Consider the following 18,134-nt stretch of genomic DNA (forward strand, 5'->3'; position numbering starts at 1 on the left):
TATTGATTCCGTATGGAGGTTACACTCTAGACATTATTCACATCAGCCAGCCACGCACGCGCAGCTGATGCATCTCGTTGAATTTGCATTTTTAGTGCGTCAATAGACGCGAATTTGGTTTCATCGCGAAGTTTATGCAAAAGATAAACTTCCAGCTGTTTGCCATATAAATCGATTGATTGATCAAATAGATGGACTTCGAGCTGCTGGCGCACACCGTCGACCGTCGGCCGTACACCAACGTTAGCCACGCCGGGTAACCGCTGTCCGGTCACGGCGCCTTCCACTTGTACGGCATACACACCTGAAACCGGGGAAACGCGGCGTTTTAGCAATACATTGGCGGTCGGGAAGCCAATCGTGCGCCCTAACTTACGCCCATGCGCGACACGCCCACAGATGCTGTAAGGTCGCCCCAACATGTCACCCGCCTCGGCAAGATGGCCTGCGGCTAACGCATCGCGAATCGCTGTGCTGCTCACTCGGCGGTCACTGACGCAAAAGCTTTCGGTACTGACCACATCAAAGTGATGTTCCTGGCCTGCTCGTGCGAGGCGCGCAAAATCACCGCTTCGCTTCAAACCAAAGCGAAAGTCATCGCCGACTACCAGAAACTTAACACCCAATTGTTCGACCAACAAGCGGTCAACAAAGTGATCGGCACTCATGGCCGCAAATGCAGGGGTAAAATTCACACACAGCAGGCGGTCTACGCCCAGCTTCGCCAACTGGGTATATTTATCTCGCAATCTCGACAGGCGCGCCGGCGCTTTTTCACCTTTAAACAGCTCTAACGGCTGTGGTTCAAACAACATCACAGTCGCAGGTAGGTGCAGCGCTCGAGCTTTTTCCACCACCTGGCGCAACACCGCCTGATGCCCCAAATGGACACCATCAAAGTTACCGATGGTCAGGACACAACCTCGGTGGCGCGCTCGTATGTTATGGATACCTCGGATTAATTCCATCGCCTGCTGACTATTTGAACTATTGAAACTGGCGGATTATATACTAGTCAGGGCTGGCAATCAGCCCTGGATTCACATCCGACCATTGAATTACCCGCGATGACGAATATCACCCAGTCGCACACCACATAACAGTGCGGTGCACAAATACACCACACTGCCACCGAGAATAAGCCCCACCAACACCATGCTGCGCATCGACAGTGACATCTCGACCCAGCCATTTAATGTCGGCATCAGTGTCATTAACACCGCCACCATTGCTGCTACCGCAACAACTAAACGGCCGATATATAAAGCCGTCGCACGAGACAAACGGTAAACACCGGCACGGTGTAGGCCTTGATAAAGCAAGCCCGCATTGATCAGTGCCGATAAAGCAGTGGCAATTGCAAGGCCAACATAACTGAACAAATAGGCAAAGATAGCGTTAAACACCATATTGCTTATCATGGCAATCACACCAAATTTCACCGGTGTTTTGGTGTCTTGTCGTGCGTAGTAGCCGGGCGCGAGGACTTTTATCAGCATAAAGTTGACCAGTCCACAGGCATAGGCCACCAGCGATAAACTGGCCGCTTGCACATCGTCGACACCGAATTCGCCTCGCATAAAGAGTACCATCAGCATCGGCTTTGCTAACAAAATCAACCCCACCATGGCTGGAATACCCAGCAGCAACACCATGCGCACCCCCCAATCCATGGTCGCAGCAAATTGGGTGGGCGATTTATCGACATGGCGCTGGGAAAGCGCCGGCAGGATCACAGTCGCAATGGCAATGCCAAATAATCCTAACGGAAACTCGAGTAAACGATCGGAGTAATACAGCCAACTGATGGAGCCTGTCATCAAAAAGCTGGCAATGAAGGTATCAAACAATAGGTTAATCTGGCTCACAGAGACCCCAAAAAGAGCCGGGATCATCAGTTTGCGGATCTTTACCACACCAGGATGGTGCCATCCCCACTTGGGTTTTACCAACATGCCCTCTTGCGATAAGAAAGGAAGTTGAAACAGCAACTGAACCAGCCCGCCGATAAAGACCCCGACCGCCAAACCGATTTCAGGTTGTGCAAGATAGGGCGACAGCCAAATCGCCGCGGCAATAATCGCAACATTGAGGAATACAGGGGTAAAGCTCGAAACGGCAAACTTATTGAGCGTATTCAGGATGGCGCCCGATAGCGCTACAAAAGTAATAAACCACAAGTACGGGAAGGTAATTTTCAGCATCAAGCTCGCTAACTCGAACTTGGCCCCGTCAGGGCGGCCATCCAGCCAGTCGACAAACCAACCGGTCCCAAATAACGCCGCCAACACAGGCGAGCCAATGACACCGAGCAGGGTGACAATCGTCACTAACCCACCCAAGGTGCCGACGACGTTGGCAACCAGTTCGCGAGATTGCGTCCGATTATTATCGTCTTTATCCAGCGCTTGATATTCAGTCAACACGGGGACAAAGGCCTGTGAAAATGCGCCTTCTGCGAATAAACGACGCAAAAAGTTAGGGATTTTATTGGCGAAGAAAAACACATCGGCGGCAGCTCCTGCCCCCATTAAGTTGGCAATCACCACATCCCGCACCAGCCCCAACACGCGGGACACCAGTGTCATGGTGCTAACGATTAGCCCAGAGCGTAATAGTCGCTTACTCACGGTTACCTCTTGAAAACACGTGCCTCTATTGTGCGCCACCCCATGCGTGTTGATGCTCGCTCACTCATGCAGGCCAAGCGATAATGACACGCGAAACGGAAATAAAGGTGACGTAGAGCCTGAAATGCTGATAGAATCAGCCGCCATATTAACCGTGATAACCCCGCAGCGCCAACACTACCTTGGAGCGGCGGATATTTGCACAAATGAATTGACAATAGAGGCAAAAAGAGGCATAGTCCTCCGCCTTGAAATGTCACCGAACAAAAGATTTGGGAGTTAGACCCTTGGCGAATATCAAATCTGCTAAGAAGCGTGCGATCCAATCTGAGAAGCGTCGCCAGCACAACGCAAGCCGTCGCTCTATGATGCGCACTTATATGAAGAAAACTGCTGCTGCTATCGCTGCAGGCGACAAAGAAGCGGCAACTGCTGCTTTTGCGCAAGTACAGCCTATTCTTGATCGTTCAGCCACCAAAGGCCTGATCCACAAGAACAAAGCAGCACGTTACAAAGCAAGCTTCGCAGCACAAATCAAAGCGCTGTAATAGCTTTTTGCTTTGCATCATGCATAAAAAAACCGGCCTCGGCCGGTTTTTTTATTGCTTGTTAATCGGCGTGCTTTCTCAATCACCGCAATACAGATCGTGTAATAGCTGGATCACCGCTTTCACTTCTTCACTTTTCAGTGAGTAATAGACCGTTTGCGCCTCTTTTCGTGTATTCACCAAACCGTCTTTACGTAACCAAGCAAGATGTTGGGATAAGGCCGACTGGCTCAAAGGCACCCGTTCAACCAACTGTCCAACCGAAAGTTCGCCTTGTAGTAAATAGCACAGAATAAACAGACGCTTTTCGTTTGCCATGGCTTTCAGCAAGCTTACCGCTTTCGGCCCGTTTTGTTGCATTTGGGCTAAATCCATTTGACTTCCACTTCAATTGTTACCACCTTGCTCGAGTCTAGCACGATCTCACCACAAGCTTGTAACTAAACGAATAAGTGGCTGTAATCGGCTTCGCAAATCCGTTTGACGGCGGGGTGTTGGATCATTCGCTCAGCAAAAATCACATAGTACTCTTCCTTGAGCGTCTCCAAGTTTGCAATCGGTGCAACATTACCGATACCACTGATTTCATTGGCATAGGTGCTGGGAGCGATAAACAGTGCCTGATGGTTGATCCCAAACGCTTTCATTAACGCGGAATCATCAAACTCCCCCAAAATATTGGGAACAATACCTTGTTGATCAAACCACTGCATCAGTTTTCGACCCATCGCTGTCGCGCGGCTTGGGATCAATAATTTCTGGCTCGCAAGCAGTGTGGCGATCGGTATATCGCCCAATATATCTGGGTGAGAGGCAAACAAGCTCATACTGCACTCGCCCAGTTTGACGCTGAATAAACCCGCTTGCTGAGTCGAATCAACCGGACAGTCCGACAAAATCATATCCAATTTGTGCTGGGACAGTTGCTCTAACAACATTTCATGTGTCGATTCAAAACAGCGCAAATGAATCGCGTTATCGTCAGGTACTACGTGGAGTAAAACCTGACTGACCAACTGCTTGGATAATGCATCGGCGACACCGACGTCAAATAGGATATTTTCTTGCTGACTGTAATTAACGATATCGAGCATTTCGTAGCTCAAACCAAACATACGATCCGCATATTGAAACACCAACTGCCCCAACTCTGTAGGCTCAACATGCCGGCCGTTTCGCTTAGTCAGCTTCCCGTTAAGTCGTTGCTCGAGTGCTCGGATTTGTCCAGTGACCGTTTGAGGGGTTAAGCAAAGCTTATCGGCACCTTTGGTAATCGAGCCTTGCTTGCAAACCATCCAAAAATAGTAAAGGTGGTTGTAATTAAGATGCGCCATGACTTGCCATAAAAAAACGCCAAGCCAGCAGCTTACGCTGCCAACTTGGCGCCTTCAAGCGAAATGAATGGTTTAGTTTTTCATATCGTCTTTATCCAGTGGCTTTCTCACGCGCTCACCGGCGCGATGCTCTAACGCTCGCTCTGAGAAGCTTGAGCTTTCCGCGTCGCGCGTAGACTCTACATCAGCGGACACCGCCGCTTTGCCGTCCTCGACGCCTGCAAGGTAGGCCTCGCATACTTGGCTGTTGTCGTTATTGCCTTGGCAATATGTCTCGTAATTCGCCGCAAGCGCCGTTCCCGAGACACCCAACAGACTAGTAATCAACGCTAACTCCATTTTCTTCATCTTCGTCTCCTTCTTCAAAGGCGCTGGCTGGCGGCAACATAAAATGCAGAACCAAGTAGCCAATCACTGCCGACAAGGTTGATCCTATCAAGATCCCAAGTCGAGAGAATGTGACGAACTCACCATTCACACCGACGAAGGCCAGTGACGAGATGAAAATCGACATGGTAAAACCAATACCACACAGCAAGGACACCCCAAAGATTTGTGAGAATGTCACTCTTGCCGGCATTTTCGCAATACCAAGTTTTACGGCTGCCCAACTGAAGGTAAAGATACCGAGCGGTTTACCAATCAGCAGACCTAACGCAATACCGAGAGGTAGCATTTCGGTCAAGCTTGCTAGCGAGACGCCATCGAGCGAGACGCCGGCATTAGCAAACGCAAATATCGGCAGAATCAGATACGATACATAAGGATGCAGTGCATGTTCGAGCTTTTTCAGTGGTGACGGTGCATCCTCTGTTTTGCCCTTCAACGGAATCGCAAAACCTAATACCACACCCGCCAGTGTCGCATGTACACCCGACTGTAAGACACTGAACCAAAGCACCAAACCAACCACAATATAGGCAGCAATATTGGTGACTTTGCGCATGTTCATCCCAACCAGCACTATCGTCGCCACAAAGGCACTGGCGAGTGCCAGCATGGAAAGGTCGCTGCTATAAAACAAGGCAATAATCACGATGACGCCTAAATCATCGATTATCGCGAGTGCTAATAAGAATACTTTAAGTGCCAGTGGCACTCGGTTCCCTAATAGCGCTAATACACCTAAGGCAAAGGCAATATCCGTGGCTGCTGGAATCGCCCAGCCAGACACAGCAAGAGGATCACCCCAGTTAAACGCTAAATAAACCAGCGCGGGTGCCAACATACCACCCACAGCCGCAACGGCAGGGAAAGTGGCTTTATCTTTGGTGTTTAACGCCCCTTCGATTAATTCCCGTTTAACTTCTAAACCAATCAGCAGGAAAAAAATCACCATCAGGCCGTCGTTGATCCAGTGACCCACGGACAGACCTGCAACATAGGTATGAAGCGTGCTGTCATATAAAGGCTGTAAACCCGAGTTCGCCACGAACATCGCTAGCACAGCCGCAATAATCAGCACAATACCTCCTGCAGATTCCATTTTTAGAAACTGACGAATGACATCAGTCATTTAAGCACTCCATACAAAAAAAGTGGATTTCCGTAGTCTAGACAGCCAGACCCGTTTTCTAAAAATCGTTTGTTCTGATAGTAAACATCGGAAAAACCGATGTAAAATCTCACTTACTATTGATTTATTCGCAGTCTAAACATTTGTCAACGAATTTTACCGTCCATCATTTAGCATAGTGGCATTCGCTTTGTTGTTGTTACATTTTTTATATCGGTTTTTTCTACTTGGGGGGCACAGCCTAAATTTTAATTATAATCATACACATAACCCCATCTAACCTTACCGGCTCACCGACCCAGATCGGATTTTATGAACACTGCAGTATTTGTGTCATATTTCTGAAATATTCCCTTCTTACTATCGCCGCTGATTTTGCTTTGACACAAAACCGACATCGAATTGTCACGGAGATAACTTATGACTCCCCATGCTACAGCGGTAGAGGCAACCCAAAGCTCCTCGAACTGGTTCCGTTGGACCAAGCTCGCCGTCATGCTTTATGTACTACTAGTGGCGGTTGCCATGGTAGGGAGCGGCTTTAAATTAGCCGTGGGCGATGAGGCCAAGACCTTATTCGAATTTGCTTCTCACCCCGTAGCTGGCTTGATGATAGGGATTGCCGCCACGGCGCTGATCCAATCGTCAAGTACGGTTACTTCTATTATCGTTGGTCTGGTTGCAGGCGGCTTGCCGGTTGAAACAGCGATTCCAATGGTAATGGGCGCAAACGTAGGCACCACAGTTACCAACACCTTGGTGAGCTTGGGCCATGCGCGTTGCAAAGAAGAGTTCCGTCGTGCATTCAGTTGCGCCACGGTGCATGATTTCTTCAACTTATTCGCTGTGGCTATCTTCTTGCCGCTCGAAATGATGTTCGGCTTGCTGAACAAGTTGTCACAATGGTTGGTTTCGCCACTGTCACAAACCGGTGACATGAGCATCAAAGGCCTGAATTTCGTTAAGCCGCTGACCAAACCTGCTGTGAACATGGTGCAGTCTCCTTTAGAGTCAGTTCTACCCGGCAACCTAGGTGGCTTGCTGATGATCGGTTTAGGTATCTTTGCCATCGTATGTGCCATCACTGTGATGGGTAAGGTGATGAAGAAGCTAATGGTCGGTCGTGCCAAAGATATGCTGAAAAACGCGATTGGTCGTGGTCCATTGCATGGCATCTTCTCAGGCTCAGTGGTTACCGTACTGGTACAATCTTCATCCACCACTACAAGCTTGATGGTTCCGCTAGTTGGTACCGGCGTGTTAAAAATTCGCGATGTTTATCCCTTCACCCTAGGTGCAAACATTGGTACCTGCATTACTGCCTTGCTTGCCGCTACTGCTGTTACCGGTGAATTCGCGGTGTTCGCGCTGCAAATTGCGCTCGTGCACCTTTGCTTTAATATTCTCGCTACGGCGCTCATTTTCGGTATCCCGGTATTGCGTGAGTTGCCGCTAAAAGGCGCAGAATGGCTGGGTCACTTGGCCGCGAAATCGAAAATGGCGGTCCTGGCCTACATCACACTGGTATTCGTGGTAGTACCCGGCGGGATTGTGCTGTTGTCGCAATAACGCCCATCCAGACGCTTATCGAATCAAAGCCATCGCTCCTCGCGGTGGCTTTTTTGTTATGAACCGCAACCGCCACGTAGAGACCGCGCTGTAGGCATAAAAAAACGCAGCGACTTGGCTGCGTTTTTGCTGATGAATGCGTCCTGCGTCATTAAATGGCAATCGGCGCTTTAATGGTTGGATGCGGGTCGTAACCTTCAATCTCAAAATCTTCAATCTTGTAGTCGAAGATGGAGGCAGGTTTGCGCTTAATCGTCAGTGTTGGCAATCCTCGCGGCTCGCGCTTTAACTGCTCATACACAATCTCATCGGTCAGATGATTGTGGTAAAGGTGCACGTCGCCAAACGTATGGACAAAATCGCCCACTGCCAAATCACATTGCTGTGCAATCATATGCGTTAGCAACGCGTAACTGGCAATATTGAACGGCACTCCTAAAAAGTAATCGGCACTGCGCTGATAAAGCTGGCACGAGAGCTTGCCATCGGCCACGTAGAACTGAAAAAGACAGTGGCAAGGGGCAAGGGCCATCTTACCCTGCTCCGCGTTCTCAGAGGGGCTGACAGACTCGTCGGGTAAGTCTGCGGGGTTCCACGCCGTAATGATATGACGGCGCGAATGTGGTTTGGTTTTGATTTGCTCCACCAGCTGCGCAATTTGGTCAACCGTCGAACCATCAGGACACGCCCATGAGCGCCACTGGGCGCCATAAACCGGTCCTAGATCGCCTTGCTCTGTCGCCCATTCATCCCAAATACGTACTTTGTTGTCTTGTAAGTATTGGATGTTAGTCTCGCCGTTAAGAAACCACAGTAATTCGTGGATAATGGCGCGGGTATAAAGCTTTTTGGTCGTGAGCAGCGGAAAACCTTCAGCAAGGTCGAACCGTAATTGGCGTCCAAACACTGAACGTGTACCTACACCCGTGCGGTCGCCTCTATCCGTACCATTGTCAAGAATATCCTGCATCAAAGCTAGATACTGCTTCATAGTGTTTCCTATCGTTGGACAAACAAAAGGCACCGCCCGCGGTGCCTTGGTGTGGTCAATAGTATATCTGATTACTCGACGTTAATCATCGAGCTGCAACAGAGCCTCGTCGGTACGCCCAGACAATCATGAGCGCCCCTACAACGACCATCGGTAATGATAATAACTGCCCCATGCTGAACAAGTCACCAAACAAGCCAAGATGCGCATCCGGCTCACGGAAGTATTCAACGATAAAGCGGAACGTGCCATACCCGACTAAGAATAATCCCGATACCGCCCCCATAGGACGCGAGCGACGAATAAACAGATTGAGGATCACAAACAAGGCCACCCCTTCGAGTGCGAACTCATAAAGCTGGGAGGGATGACGCGGCCAAGGACCGCCGGTGGGGAAAATCATCGCCCAAGGCACATCGGTAACACGTCCCCAAAGTTCACCGTTAATAAAATTGCCTAATCGCCCCGCGCCTAAACCGAAAGGAACGAGCGGCGCAATAAAATCAGCCACGGTGAAAAAATGACGTTGGGTTTTACGCGCATACCATGCCATGGCCACGATGACACCAAGTAAGCCGCCATGGAAGGACATGCCGCCAGTCCACACTTTAAACAAGAATAAAGGGTCGGCAACAAACGCATCAAATTGATAAAACAATACATAACCGATGCGGCCGCCCAGTACGACACCAAGAAAACCCGCGAACAGTAAATCACTGACTTCCTCTTTGCTCCAACCACTGTTCGGTTTCGTAGCACGGTGATTGGCAAGCCATAGGGCAAACACAAAACCAACTAAATACATCAGTCCGTACCAGCGAATGGCAATCGGGCCAAGCTCGACTAATATCGGGTCTATCGACGGAAAGGTAATGTAACCTTCTGCCATGGATTCCATCCTTTACTTCAACAACATGCTTGCGCCGACAATAACAAGAAAGCCAGCAAAAATACGTTTTATTTGCCGCGTTGGAAGCCTTACTGCAAGCGTGGCGCCAACACGTGTCATCAACACCGAAGTCGACACCACACCCAGCAAGGCGGGCAAATACAAATATCCGACACTGAGTGCCGGTAAGGGTTCCGTCTGTCTCCAGCCCAACCAAACAAAACTTACCATCCCTGCCAATCCAAGCACGGCGCCGCCAAGCGCAGAGCTGCCAATCGCTTTGTGCATCGTGACCCCACGCCAATGCAAGTAAGGGACGGTAAAGGAACCGCCGCCAATGCCAGCCAAGCTTGATAGCGTACCGATCAAGGTACCCGCCAGAGATATTCGCCACTGGGGCGGTAAAGGGCGGAGGGTAACTTGGGGACGGCTGAGCAACATTTGCATCGCCATGGTCAGCACGATGACGCCAAAGATACGTGGCAGCCAATCGGGTGGAAGTTTATCTGCCAATGAGGCACCTAATACGCCGCCTAGCATCATCCCAGGAACCAGGGCTCTGACCGCGCGCATATCCACATTGCCCATACGAAAATGGCGCCAAGCTGAGGCGCTGGAGGTTAAGACAATGGTGGCTAACGATGTCGCCAGCGCCATCGGCATCACGATGTCAGCAGAGAGACCAAACAATGGAAGCAAAAAGCTTAACGCCGGCACCACCACCAAGCCACCGCCAATGCCAAGGAGTCCGGAGAGCGTGCCGACTAACGCTCCCAGTAGCATACAAATAAACGCTAACAACAAGGTTGCGGTGGTGATCATCGCATCCGTCCAATTTGGACCAGCGCATCCAAGCCTTGCTCGGCTAAAAAACCTTCCATCTGAGTACGAACCTGTCCGGGTTCACTCAAACTCAGCATCTGCTTGGTTTGCTTTTGTAAACGTGGCAAGGAAAGACGACTGAGCAAGTACTTAATCTTCGCCACATTACGCGTATTCATACTTAATTGGCGATATCCCAGTCCTACTAATAATGCTGCGCCCACCGGATCGCCCGCGAGTTCACCACATACGCTCACCGGCAATTGATGACGATCACTGGTGGTCGCAATCAAACTAAGCGCATGAAGTACGGAAGGATGGAGTGCATCAAAGATGTTGGCGACGCGGGCATTGTTGCGATCCACAGCCAATAAATACTGCGTTAAATCGTTGGTGCCAACTGAGAGAAAATCGACTTCTTGCGCGATCCCATCGAGCTGATACAGCACGGAGGGCACTTCAACCATAATGCCAAGTAGCGGCTTCGCCAGAATTTCTCCCGCCAGTTTTGCCTCATGGCGCACTTCCTCAAATGCGCGAGCAATCAACGTTTTCGCTTCCAGCAGTTCATTCACACCGGAGATCATCGGCAACAAGAGCTTCAAATTATCCAACCCCAGACTGGCACGCAACATCGCACGTACTTGGATCAGAAAAATATCGGGATGATCTAGAGTAAAACGAATGCCGCGCCAGCCAAGAAACGGGTTATCTTCATCGACACTCAAATAGGGTAATGGCTTGTCACCGCCAATATCCAAGGTACGCATCACCACAGGTTTATCTGGGTAGCTGGCCAAAATCGCACGGTATTGTTTGACTTGTTCGTCCTCGGAAGGAAAACGGCGCTGCATTAAAAAAGGCACTTCGGTCCGAAACAAGCCCACACCATCGACACCTTGGTTGATGGCGATGCTACTGTCGGCGCTCAAGCCAGCGTTCAAATGGATCTGGATACGGGTGCCATCTTGGCTTTGTCCGGGCGAGGCCAGCGCCGTATCTAAGGTCGATTGCAAACTGACTTCCGCTTGAACCAGCTGCTGATACTCCTTCAGCAAAGGTGCGGCAGGCTCAATCATCAACAGCCCTTTGTGACCATCCAAGATCACCGATTTATTGTGGAGTCTTGGCGCGGAAAAGCTCACTCCCATCACCGCCGGAATGCCAAGTGCCCTTGCCAATATGGCCGCATGGGAATTCGCCGCGCCCTCTTCGGCTACGACCCCCGCGAGCAGCGCGCGTGGGATAGAAGCCAGCATGCCAGCCGTCAGTTCACGGGCGAGCAAGACGATAGGCGACGAGATAGGTTGATGATTGCTCGAGGCTTCAGAAAGAAAATAGAGTAAACGCTGACCGAGCTCCTTCACGTCGGCAGCCCGTGCCTTAAGATAGGGATCATCCATGGCCGCAAAACGGGATGAAAAGGTTTCCACCGTTTGTCGGACCGCCCACGCGGCTTCGTCGCCCTGTTGGATACGTAGGGTCATATCCTCGCGCAGCATAGGATCGTTGAGCAAATGGACAAACAAATCAAAGATCGCCAGCGCCTCTTTTTGTAGCTCCTTATCAAAGCGTTTTCTAAGGCGACGGAACTCCACTGACGCATCATCTAATGCGGCATCTAAACGATCGAGCTCTTTTTGAACATGCAAACAGCAGGCCGGTGCGACGTCCTCTAATCGTGGTTGAGAATCATCACACCATGCATTCGCAATTCCTACCCCGGGTGATGCAGGAACCCCTTCCAACAACACGGGTGACTGTGACGCATTCAGCCATCCACCTTGTGCATCGGCATGGGCAAACACCACTGCCAGTTGCGCGGCAAGGGTGACAAGAAACGACTCTTCACTTTCATCAAATTGACGCGGCTGGTGTTGCTGCACCACCAGTACGCCCAGTATCGTTTTACGATAAATAATGGGCGTACCTAGAAAAGACTGGAAGGCATCTTCCCCTGTGGCCGGGAAAGGTTTAAACGCGGGATGCTCGCGCGCATGGGCCAAATTGATCGGCTCTGCGCGCTCGCCAACTAATCCTACCAAGCCTTCACCAAAAGACAGTGAAACTTGCGCGGCAGGATCCAAGCCTTGGGTGGCCATCAGATTAAAGCTGGCTTGCTCGGGATTGGCAAGATACACAGAGCAACACTCGGTATGCATCGCAACACAGGTTTGCTGCACTAGGGTTTGCAGCGCCTGATGAAGATCCGCCGATGCGGCTACGCTCTGAACAATATTTCTAAGCTGTGTCAGCACCGGCTTCCTCCTTAAACGTTATCCTCGCTTGTTCCGACGTCGAGGCTTACGCTCCTTAAAAGGCATCGCTAACGGCGCAAACTCTTTCATTGCGCGGCGGTATACTTCGCGTTTGAAAGACACAACCTGACGTACCGGATACCAATAACTGACCCAACGCCAGCCATCAAATTCCGGGGTTCCCCCGCGGGACACATTCACTTTCGACTCATCGCATTCCAGCTTCAACAAAAACCATTTTTGTTTTTGCCCAATACAGACTGGCTTGGAGTCCCAACGTACCAAACGTTTCGGGAGCTTATAACGTAGCCAGTGACGGCTAGTACCCAAGATGCGGACATCTTTTTTGGTCAGCCCCACTTCTTCGTAAAGCTCACGGAACATGGCTTGTTCGGGACTTTCCCCATCATCAATCCCGCCTTGCGGGAACTGCCATGAATGCTGACCATATCGACGAGCCCAGAGAACCTGACCGTGGCCGTTACATATTACTATCCCCACATTGGGACGATAGCCATCGCCATCAATCACTGGACGACCTCAATGATAAATCTCTACTGAGTCTGATTTTTTCACAAAAAGCCGCTAAGGGTAAACAAACATTGTGGATTAACCCGTGTTTTTGCGCACTCGTCGTCATCTGAGGATAACTTAGGGCCTAACAGGAAGTTATAAACATAGCAATGAGAGTTTGCGCACATTTATTCACGCTTTCTGTGGATAGATTTGTGAAGAAGCAACGAAAAAGTCTAAAACGTCATCAACTCAAGATCATAAAATCTGATTCACAATTAAACAAAAAACAAAATAATCGTTATAAATCAAATCATTGAATARACAAAAACCAACAAGGATCCTTGTGGTGATCTTTCGATCATCCTTTGCACACAGATCGCTCAAAGATCCATCAGTTAGTAAATTATCCACATCGTTAGCGCAAAAATCCAACAATATCGTGGATCACACACTTAACACTGGCAAAAAGGGTACTGTATATATGATCATGGTCGCGAATCTTACACGCAACACTTATCTTTCTGTGGATAACTAAAGCAACGCCAGATAGATCTTCACCATGAGGATCCTTGCGCCTTGCTCGACGCTTAACGATAATGCAGGTCATCTTGTGCCAAACATTATTCGTTGCCGAAAAGCTATCCGTATGCAGTCACCACAGTCCGAATCAGAACTCATGCAGCGTGCCGCTGATTTAGCCGGTTTCACGCTAGGGGAAATCAGCCACGAGCATGGGATCGTCTGTCCGGCCGATCTGAGCCGAGAAAAAGGCTGGGTAGGCATGTTGCTAGAAACCTGCTTGGGCGCGACGGCAGGAAGTAAACCCGAGCAAGACTTTGCTCATTTAGGGATTGAGCTAAAAACGATCCCAGTAAACGCGCATGGCAAACCACTTGAAACCACCTTTGTGTGTGTTGCGCCTTTGACAGGTATTAGTGGTGTACAGTGGGAGCACAGCCATGTTCGACACAAACTCTCCCGTGTCCTTTGGGTTCCCGTTGAAGGAGAACGCACCATTCCACTCGCAGAGCGACGCATTGGCACTCCCCTGCTTTGGTCACCCAGTCTAGAAGAAGACGCGCAGCTGCGTGCCGATTGGGAAGAGCTGATGGATTTGATTGCCTTAGGACGGGTGAATGATATTACCGCGCGTCACGGCCAGTATTTACAGCTGCGCCCTAAAGCCGCTAACAGCCATGCACTTACCGATGCGTTTGGGGCAAAGGGCGAACCGATCAAAACCCTACCGCGTGGCTTTTATCTGCGCACCCAGTTCACCCATCATATTCTAAGCCGATTTTTCGTCAGCTGACCGAACGGCTTAAAAGCGTATCGGCATATCCTCTTTGCAGGGAGGTTGATCACCGGTGGCAAACTCGTCGTAAGGGTCGAACAAGCGCAACACACCTTGTTCAATCCCCAGCGCCTTTAAGCGGTCTCCCACTTGACCCACATTATCAAACTGCATCACTTCACCAGTAGCATCGTCACGCAAAGGTTCGAGGTGGTGTTTCACCTCCACTTCAACGGAATATTTCGCACCACCGGCGTGGGCCATCACATAACACTGGGGGCAAGAGCGCGGATCGGCGCGCATCCATGCCTTAAGTTGTCCATAGTTCATGATGCTCTCCTCATTATGCTCTTTATCAGTTAAGAGCAGGACCGGAGAAACTGTCAAGCAAGACGCCACAACGCTTTTGCTTAGCAATAAAATTCTCTACTATGGAATGCCATAGGTCGATTGCAGACAAGGAGACAGGATGCAATACCACCGCCTGCCCCATTCCACCTTAGATGTCAGTAAAGTGTGCTTGGGCACCATGACCTTCGGTGAGCAAAACACCGAAGCCGATGCCCATGCGCAATTGGATTTTGCCCTCGAGCGCGGCGTTAATTTTATCGATACCGCCGAAATGTATCCGGTTCCGCCCAGCCAAGCCACGCAAGGCCGAACCGAGGCGTATATTGGAAGTTGGTTAGAAAAGTCGGGGAAGCGTGATCGTGTGATCTTGGCCACCAAAGTCGCTGGTCCACGTAATGTGCCTTACATTCGTGAGGATATGTCCCTCAATCGTCGCCACATTCATCAAGCGGTTGAAGACAGCTTATCGCGCTTAAAAACTGACTACATCGATTTGTATCAGGTGCACTGGCCACAGCGTCACAATAACTGTTTTGGCAAATTGAACTATCCGTATCAAGACGAGCACTCCGGCGTCACCTTGCTAGATACCCTAGATGCGTTAAATGATCTGGTGAAAGCCGGTAAAATCCGCTACGTCGGGGTATCAAATGAGACGCCTTGGGGCGTGATGAGCTATTTGCATTTAGCCGAAAAACATAGCCTGACGCGGATTGTATCGATCCAAAATCCCTATAATTTACTTAACCGTAGCTTTGAAGTCGGCCTGTCTGAAATCAGTCATCACGAAGGCGTCGAGCTACTTGCCTACTCCCCCCTTGCCTTCGGGGCACTCAGCGGGAAGTATTTGGGCGGCGCGCGTCCCTCTGGTGCGCGTTGTACCTTACATCAGCGTTTTTCCCGCTATTTTACTGAGGCGGGACAAAAAGCGACGCAGGAATACGTTGAGTTAGCCCGAGCGCACGGCTTAGATCCGGCGAAAATGGCGCTCGCCTTTGTCAACTCTCGCCCTTTCGTTGCCTCCAATATTATTGGCGCAACCACCCTAAAACAGCTAGAAAGCAATATCGATAGTCTCGATATTACCCTCAGTGACGACGTCCTCGCGGGGATTGACGATATCGCTACTCGCTATCCAAACCCATGCCCTTAAACCAGAAACGGCAGCCTTATAGGCTGCCGCGGAGAGGGTGATTAGATAGGGCGGCGTTTGCTCTCAAACGCCGCTTTCTGGGACCCATTACAGCCACCGCCATCGTCGTCGCCATGTCACAAGATAGCGTTTTGCCGCGAAATGTGTACTCACAGGTAACCCATCTTGAAAGTCGGCGGTGATACCAATATCACGCTGCARATGACGGTTCAATGCAACATTGGCAATTCGATAGCGGTTCGCGTTGGTACGACGTCGACGAAGTGCATCGATACGAACAACAGCTTGCGCTAATGGGTATAAAGATAGTTGAGTCATGTTGGCTCTCCTTGTTGGTTAAAGGAGGCCACAGGCACAATACGTAGAGGTACTGCAATCTGGCCGCATTATGCCCGCGGCCAGTTACAATTGGTCGCAGAGTCAGATGTATAAGCGGGTATCTCGTGCGCAATGATTGGCACGACCCATCGCTGAGGCAAAGATGACACCCTGTTTTTGGCTCGGTATGTATGTCATGTTGCCTCCTAAATACACATGAATCTGCGTGACTTGAGGGTTTATTGTTCAATATCACGTCATTATATTCAATAACTTATTCGAATATTGTGCAAATTTAACGCAATACTCTGCTATCATTTTTACCAACCTTGTATTTGCTCTGCTCTGGTTAACAAGGCTGTGACATAAATAGATAATTATTCTGTTCCTATCTCAGCATCAGCTGTCGCTTTCATCCCCTTCGAGCCTTAAACTCATTGAACGGGCGATAAGTTGACCTTTGAGGCAATAAGCTGTTGGCGCAACGCTTGTAGGGCTATCCCCATAGCCTGCTGAGGCAACCAAACCAAATCGACAAAAAGTTCCCAGCTATCTTGTGCAAGATCGGAAGGCAAAATCACTAACTCACCTTGTTGAACCGCCGTTTCCACCAATGAGAAGGGCAGCTCCGCCCAACCAATCCCCGCCTCAACCAAACGCAATGCCACACTCAAGTTTTCTGTTCGCCATGCGCTGTCTGCATATTGCCAACGCGGCGCCGCGTGCCTATCTCGTCCGGCCACCACAATTTGGCGATGCTTCACAATTTCAGGCCAATCAAAGTGCGTTAACCGCGCGAGTGGATGTTGAGCACTGCAAACCGCGCACATGCGCATCATCTCAAGGTTATGAAATTCAAAGGCGGTCGGCAGCTGTTGCTCCTGCACCAGCAGCCCTAATTGCGCGCGCCCTTGCTCAAGTAAGCTAATCACATCCACATAAGCAGCGGTGAGAATTTCAATTTCGACCTGTGGAAACTGCTGTTCAAACGCCGCCAGACGCGCAGCAATACTGGGCGAGATCGCGGCAGACTCTGCAGCAATGGTGAGGCGGGTTTCGACACCGGTTGCAAACGCATCGGCGCTGGCTTGAAGACGCTGCATTTCGGTTAAAATTCGTTTCGCTTTACCCAGCAGTGCCTCACCTTGCTCTGTCAGCACCGGGTAGCGCCCTTGACGGTCGAATAACGTCACCGCCCAATCAATCTCTAGATTCGCGACCGCGGTGCTGACCACAGATTGTGCTTTACCCAGCTTTCTCGCCGCCGCAGAAAAGGAGCCTGTCTGTGCTGTCGTCACAAACGCGGCTAATTGATCCAATGAAAACGCCATCAAGCTCTCCCGAGAATTATCATCTATCTATTTATACGATAGTTACTAACTTAGATACATCGATTTTATCTATACAATAGCCCGAAAGATCGATAGTAGGCGAAACGGTGTCTTTTCCCTAGCGTCGCCACTATCGGTCGCGAATAACGTAAATTGATTGGGTTGTGTGAGGTTGTAATGCGAACAAAAACCGACCGCTGGCGCCATGCCATTGGCTTTGAATTGATAGGCCTAATTCTAGTGATATTTGGGCTCAATTTGATATTGGGTGCTGATATCGGCCACTTGGGGGTGATGGGCGTTCTTTTTTCCGTGATCGCGACAGGTTGGAACTATGTGTATAACATCCTGTTTGATAGAGCCATGCTCGCGATGCGAGGCAGTGTTATCAAAACCCTGCCAATCCGAATCCTGCACGCCGTGCTTTTTGAAGCGGGGCTTTTGGTGGTCACCATTCCGTTTATTATGTGGTGGCTCTCGATGACCCTTTGGCAAGCCGTGGTGATGGATTTAGGTATGGTTGTGTTCTACTTGTTTTACGCCTTTGTTTATAACTGGGTCTATGATCAAATCTTTCCGATCCCTTCCCATTCTCCCCAAGCGTAATGGTCAGG

19 protein-coding genes are annotated in these 18,134 nt (G+C 50.0%); 5 read left to right on the forward strand and 14 right to left on the reverse strand.

The annotated features are described in order from the left end of the window. Nucleotides 1–26: 26 nt before the first annotated feature. Nucleotides 27–968, reverse strand: a complete 942-nt coding sequence (gene ribF, locus BZJ19_RS17210) for a bifunctional riboflavin kinase/FAD synthetase (RefSeq protein WP_077675106.1) — start codon at nucleotides 966–968, stop codon at nucleotides 27–29. Between the two features lie 90 nt (nucleotides 969–1,058). Then, nucleotides 1,059–2,630, reverse strand: a complete 1,572-nt coding sequence (murJ, locus tag BZJ19_RS07225; RefSeq protein ID WP_077675107.1) for a murein biosynthesis integral membrane protein MurJ — start codon at nucleotides 2,628–2,630, stop codon at nucleotides 1,059–1,061. 287 nt (nucleotides 2,631–2,917) lie between these two features. Here murJ and rpsT point away from each other — a divergent pair, with 287 nt between their 5' ends. Next, complete coding sequence (rpsT, locus tag BZJ19_RS07230; protein ID WP_069586567.1) at nucleotides 2,918–3,178, forward strand: 30S ribosomal protein S20; 261 nt, start codon at nucleotides 2,918–2,920, stop codon at nucleotides 3,176–3,178. Between the two features lie 78 nt (nucleotides 3,179–3,256). Here the strand turns inward: rpsT and BZJ19_RS07235 are convergent, their stop codons facing one another. The 4 genes from BZJ19_RS07235 to nhaA all read right to left on the reverse strand — a co-directional run bounded on the left by BZJ19_RS07235 (nucleotide 3,257) and on the right by nhaA (nucleotide 6,028). Continuing rightward, nucleotides 3,257–3,553 (reverse strand): ArsR/SmtB family transcription factor, encoded by a 297-nt coding sequence (locus tag BZJ19_RS07235; protein ID WP_077663253.1) that lies wholly within the window; start codon nucleotides 3,551–3,553, stop codon nucleotides 3,257–3,259. A gap of 65 nt (nucleotides 3,554–3,618) precedes the next feature. Continuing rightward, a complete protein-coding gene (nhaR, locus tag BZJ19_RS07240; protein WP_077675108.1) occupies nucleotides 3,619–4,512 on the reverse strand; it encodes a transcriptional activator NhaR in 894 nt (297 codons plus the stop codon). A 72-nt stretch (nucleotides 4,513–4,584) separates the two neighbouring features. Continuing rightward, entirely contained in the window at nucleotides 4,585–4,860 is a 276-nt protein-coding gene (locus tag BZJ19_RS07245; protein ID WP_077480571.1) for a hypothetical protein, read from the reverse strand. Continuing rightward, nucleotides 4,829–6,028, reverse strand: coding sequence for a Na+/H+ antiporter NhaA (gene nhaA / locus BZJ19_RS07250; RefSeq protein WP_077675109.1), 1,200 nt, complete (start codon nucleotides 6,026–6,028; stop codon nucleotides 4,829–4,831). Before nhaA ends, BZJ19_RS07245 begins: the two co-directional genes overlap by 32 nt. 420 nt (nucleotides 6,029–6,448) lie before the next feature. Between nhaA and BZJ19_RS07255 the strand changes: the two genes are divergently transcribed. Continuing rightward, nucleotides 6,449–7,597: a Na/Pi symporter gene (locus BZJ19_RS07255; RefSeq protein WP_077480575.1), complete on the forward strand. Its 1,149-nt coding sequence runs from the start codon at nucleotides 6,449–6,451 to the stop codon at nucleotides 7,595–7,597. Nucleotides 7,598–7,748: 151 nt separating this feature from the next. Here the strand turns inward: BZJ19_RS07255 and BZJ19_RS07260 are convergent, their stop codons facing one another. The 5 genes from BZJ19_RS07260 to rppH form a co-directional block, all read right to left on the reverse strand. Beyond that, nucleotides 7,749–8,588, reverse strand: a complete 840-nt coding sequence (locus BZJ19_RS07260) for a thymidylate synthase (protein ID WP_077480577.1) — start codon at nucleotides 8,586–8,588, stop codon at nucleotides 7,749–7,751. Nucleotides 8,589–8,673: 85 nt separating this feature from the next. Further along, entirely contained in the window at nucleotides 8,674–9,477 is an 804-nt protein-coding gene (lgt, locus tag BZJ19_RS07265; protein WP_077675110.1) for a prolipoprotein diacylglyceryl transferase, read from the reverse strand. 12 nt (nucleotides 9,478–9,489) lie between these two features. Beyond that, nucleotides 9,490–10,296: a sulfite exporter TauE/SafE family protein gene (locus BZJ19_RS07270; RefSeq protein WP_102136119.1), complete on the reverse strand. Its 807-nt coding sequence runs from the start codon at nucleotides 10,294–10,296 to the stop codon at nucleotides 9,490–9,492. Further along, nucleotides 10,296–12,557, reverse strand: a complete 2,262-nt coding sequence (ptsP, locus tag BZJ19_RS07275; protein ID WP_077675112.1) for a phosphoenolpyruvate--protein phosphotransferase — start codon at nucleotides 12,555–12,557, stop codon at nucleotides 10,296–10,298. The genes BZJ19_RS07270 and ptsP overlap by 1 nt, the downstream gene beginning before the upstream one ends. Before the next feature lie 18 nt (nucleotides 12,558–12,575). After that, entirely contained in the window at nucleotides 12,576–13,088 is a 513-nt protein-coding gene (rppH, locus tag BZJ19_RS07280; RefSeq protein ID WP_069586557.1) for an RNA pyrophosphohydrolase, read from the reverse strand. A gap of 631 nt (nucleotides 13,089–13,719) precedes the next feature. Between rppH and mutH the strand changes: the two genes are divergently transcribed. Further along, nucleotides 13,720–14,385 carry a DNA mismatch repair endonuclease MutH gene (gene mutH / locus BZJ19_RS07285; protein ID WP_077675113.1) on the forward strand — a complete coding sequence of 222 codons (666 nt, stop codon included), beginning with the start codon at nucleotides 13,720–13,722 and terminating at the stop codon, nucleotides 14,383–14,385. A gap of 9 nt (nucleotides 14,386–14,394) precedes the next feature. Here mutH and BZJ19_RS07290 read toward each other — a convergent pair whose 3' ends face one another. Further along, the gene (locus tag BZJ19_RS07290; protein WP_077456307.1) at nucleotides 14,395–14,697 is read right to left on the reverse strand and encodes a DUF6482 family protein; all 303 of its coding nucleotides are present in this window, start codon (nucleotides 14,695–14,697) and stop codon (nucleotides 14,395–14,397) included. A gap of 139 nt (nucleotides 14,698–14,836) precedes the next feature. On the opposite strand from BZJ19_RS07290, the gene BZJ19_RS07295 reads away from it, so the two are divergent. Further along, on the forward strand, nucleotides 14,837–15,871 hold the full coding sequence (locus BZJ19_RS07295) for an NADP(H)-dependent aldo-keto reductase (RefSeq protein ID WP_077675114.1): 1,035 nt from the start codon (nucleotides 14,837–14,839) through the stop codon (nucleotides 15,869–15,871). An 87-nt stretch (nucleotides 15,872–15,958) separates the two neighbouring features. Here the strand turns inward: BZJ19_RS07295 and BZJ19_RS07300 are convergent, their stop codons facing one another. Continuing rightward, on the reverse strand, nucleotides 15,959–16,189 hold the full coding sequence (locus tag BZJ19_RS07300) for a hypothetical protein (protein ID WP_077640926.1): 231 nt from the start codon (nucleotides 16,187–16,189) through the stop codon (nucleotides 15,959–15,961). A gap of 434 nt (nucleotides 16,190–16,623) precedes the next feature. Then, complete coding sequence (locus tag BZJ19_RS07305; protein WP_077675115.1) at nucleotides 16,624–17,520, reverse strand: LysR family transcriptional regulator; 897 nt, start codon at nucleotides 17,518–17,520, stop codon at nucleotides 16,624–16,626. A 177-nt stretch (nucleotides 17,521–17,697) separates the two neighbouring features. Between BZJ19_RS07305 and BZJ19_RS07310 the strand changes: the two genes are divergently transcribed. Further along, entirely contained in the window at nucleotides 17,698–18,126 is a 429-nt protein-coding gene (locus BZJ19_RS07310) for a PACE efflux transporter (RefSeq protein ID WP_077675116.1), read from the forward strand. The last annotated feature ends 8 nt before the right edge of the window (nucleotides 18,127–18,134 follow it).

The organism is Salinivibrio proteolyticus, from assembly GCF_001996165.1.
Classification (GTDB): Bacteria; Pseudomonadota; Gammaproteobacteria; order Enterobacterales; family Vibrionaceae; genus Salinivibrio; species Salinivibrio proteolyticus.

Excerpts from the sequence above, each read along its gene's own strand:
- ribF (WP_077675106.1), bottom strand. The coding sequence starts at position 968 with ATGGAATTAATCCGAGGTATCCATAACATACGAGCGCGCCACCGAGGT.
- BZJ19_RS07235 (WP_077663253.1), bottom strand. The coding sequence starts at position 3,553 with ATGGATTTAGCCCAAATGCAACAAAACGGGCCGAAAGCGGTAAGCTTG.
- nhaR (WP_077675108.1), bottom strand. The coding sequence starts at position 4,512 with ATGGCGCATCTTAATTACAACCACCTTTACTATTTTTGGATGGTTTGC.
- BZJ19_RS07245 (WP_077480571.1), bottom strand. The coding sequence starts at position 4,860 with ATGAAGAAAATGGAGTTAGCGTTGATTACTAGTCTGTTGGGTGTCTCG.
- nhaA (WP_077675109.1), bottom strand. The coding sequence starts at position 6,028 with ATGACTGATGTCATTCGTCAGTTTCTAAAAATGGAATCTGCAGGAGGT.
- BZJ19_RS07255 (WP_077480575.1), top strand. The coding sequence starts at position 6,449 with ATGACTCCCCATGCTACAGCGGTAGAGGCAACCCAAAGCTCCTCGAAC.
- BZJ19_RS07260 (WP_077480577.1), bottom strand. The coding sequence starts at position 8,588 with ATGAAGCAGTATCTAGCTTTGATGCAGGATATTCTTGACAATGGTACG.
- lgt (WP_077675110.1), bottom strand. The coding sequence starts at position 9,477 with ATGGCAGAAGGTTACATTACCTTTCCGTCGATAGACCCGATATTAGTC.
- mutH (WP_077675113.1), top strand. The coding sequence starts at position 13,720 with ATGCAGTCACCACAGTCCGAATCAGAACTCATGCAGCGTGCCGCTGAT.
- BZJ19_RS07290 (WP_077456307.1), bottom strand. The coding sequence starts at position 14,697 with ATGAACTATGGACAACTTAAGGCATGGATGCGCGCCGATCCGCGCTCT.
- BZJ19_RS07295 (WP_077675114.1), top strand. The coding sequence starts at position 14,837 with ATGCAATACCACCGCCTGCCCCATTCCACCTTAGATGTCAGTAAAGTG.
- BZJ19_RS07305 (WP_077675115.1), bottom strand. The coding sequence starts at position 17,520 with ATGGCGTTTTCATTGGATCAATTAGCCGCGTTTGTGACGACAGCACAG.
- BZJ19_RS07310 (WP_077675116.1), top strand. The coding sequence starts at position 17,698 with ATGCGAACAAAAACCGACCGCTGGCGCCATGCCATTGGCTTTGAATTG.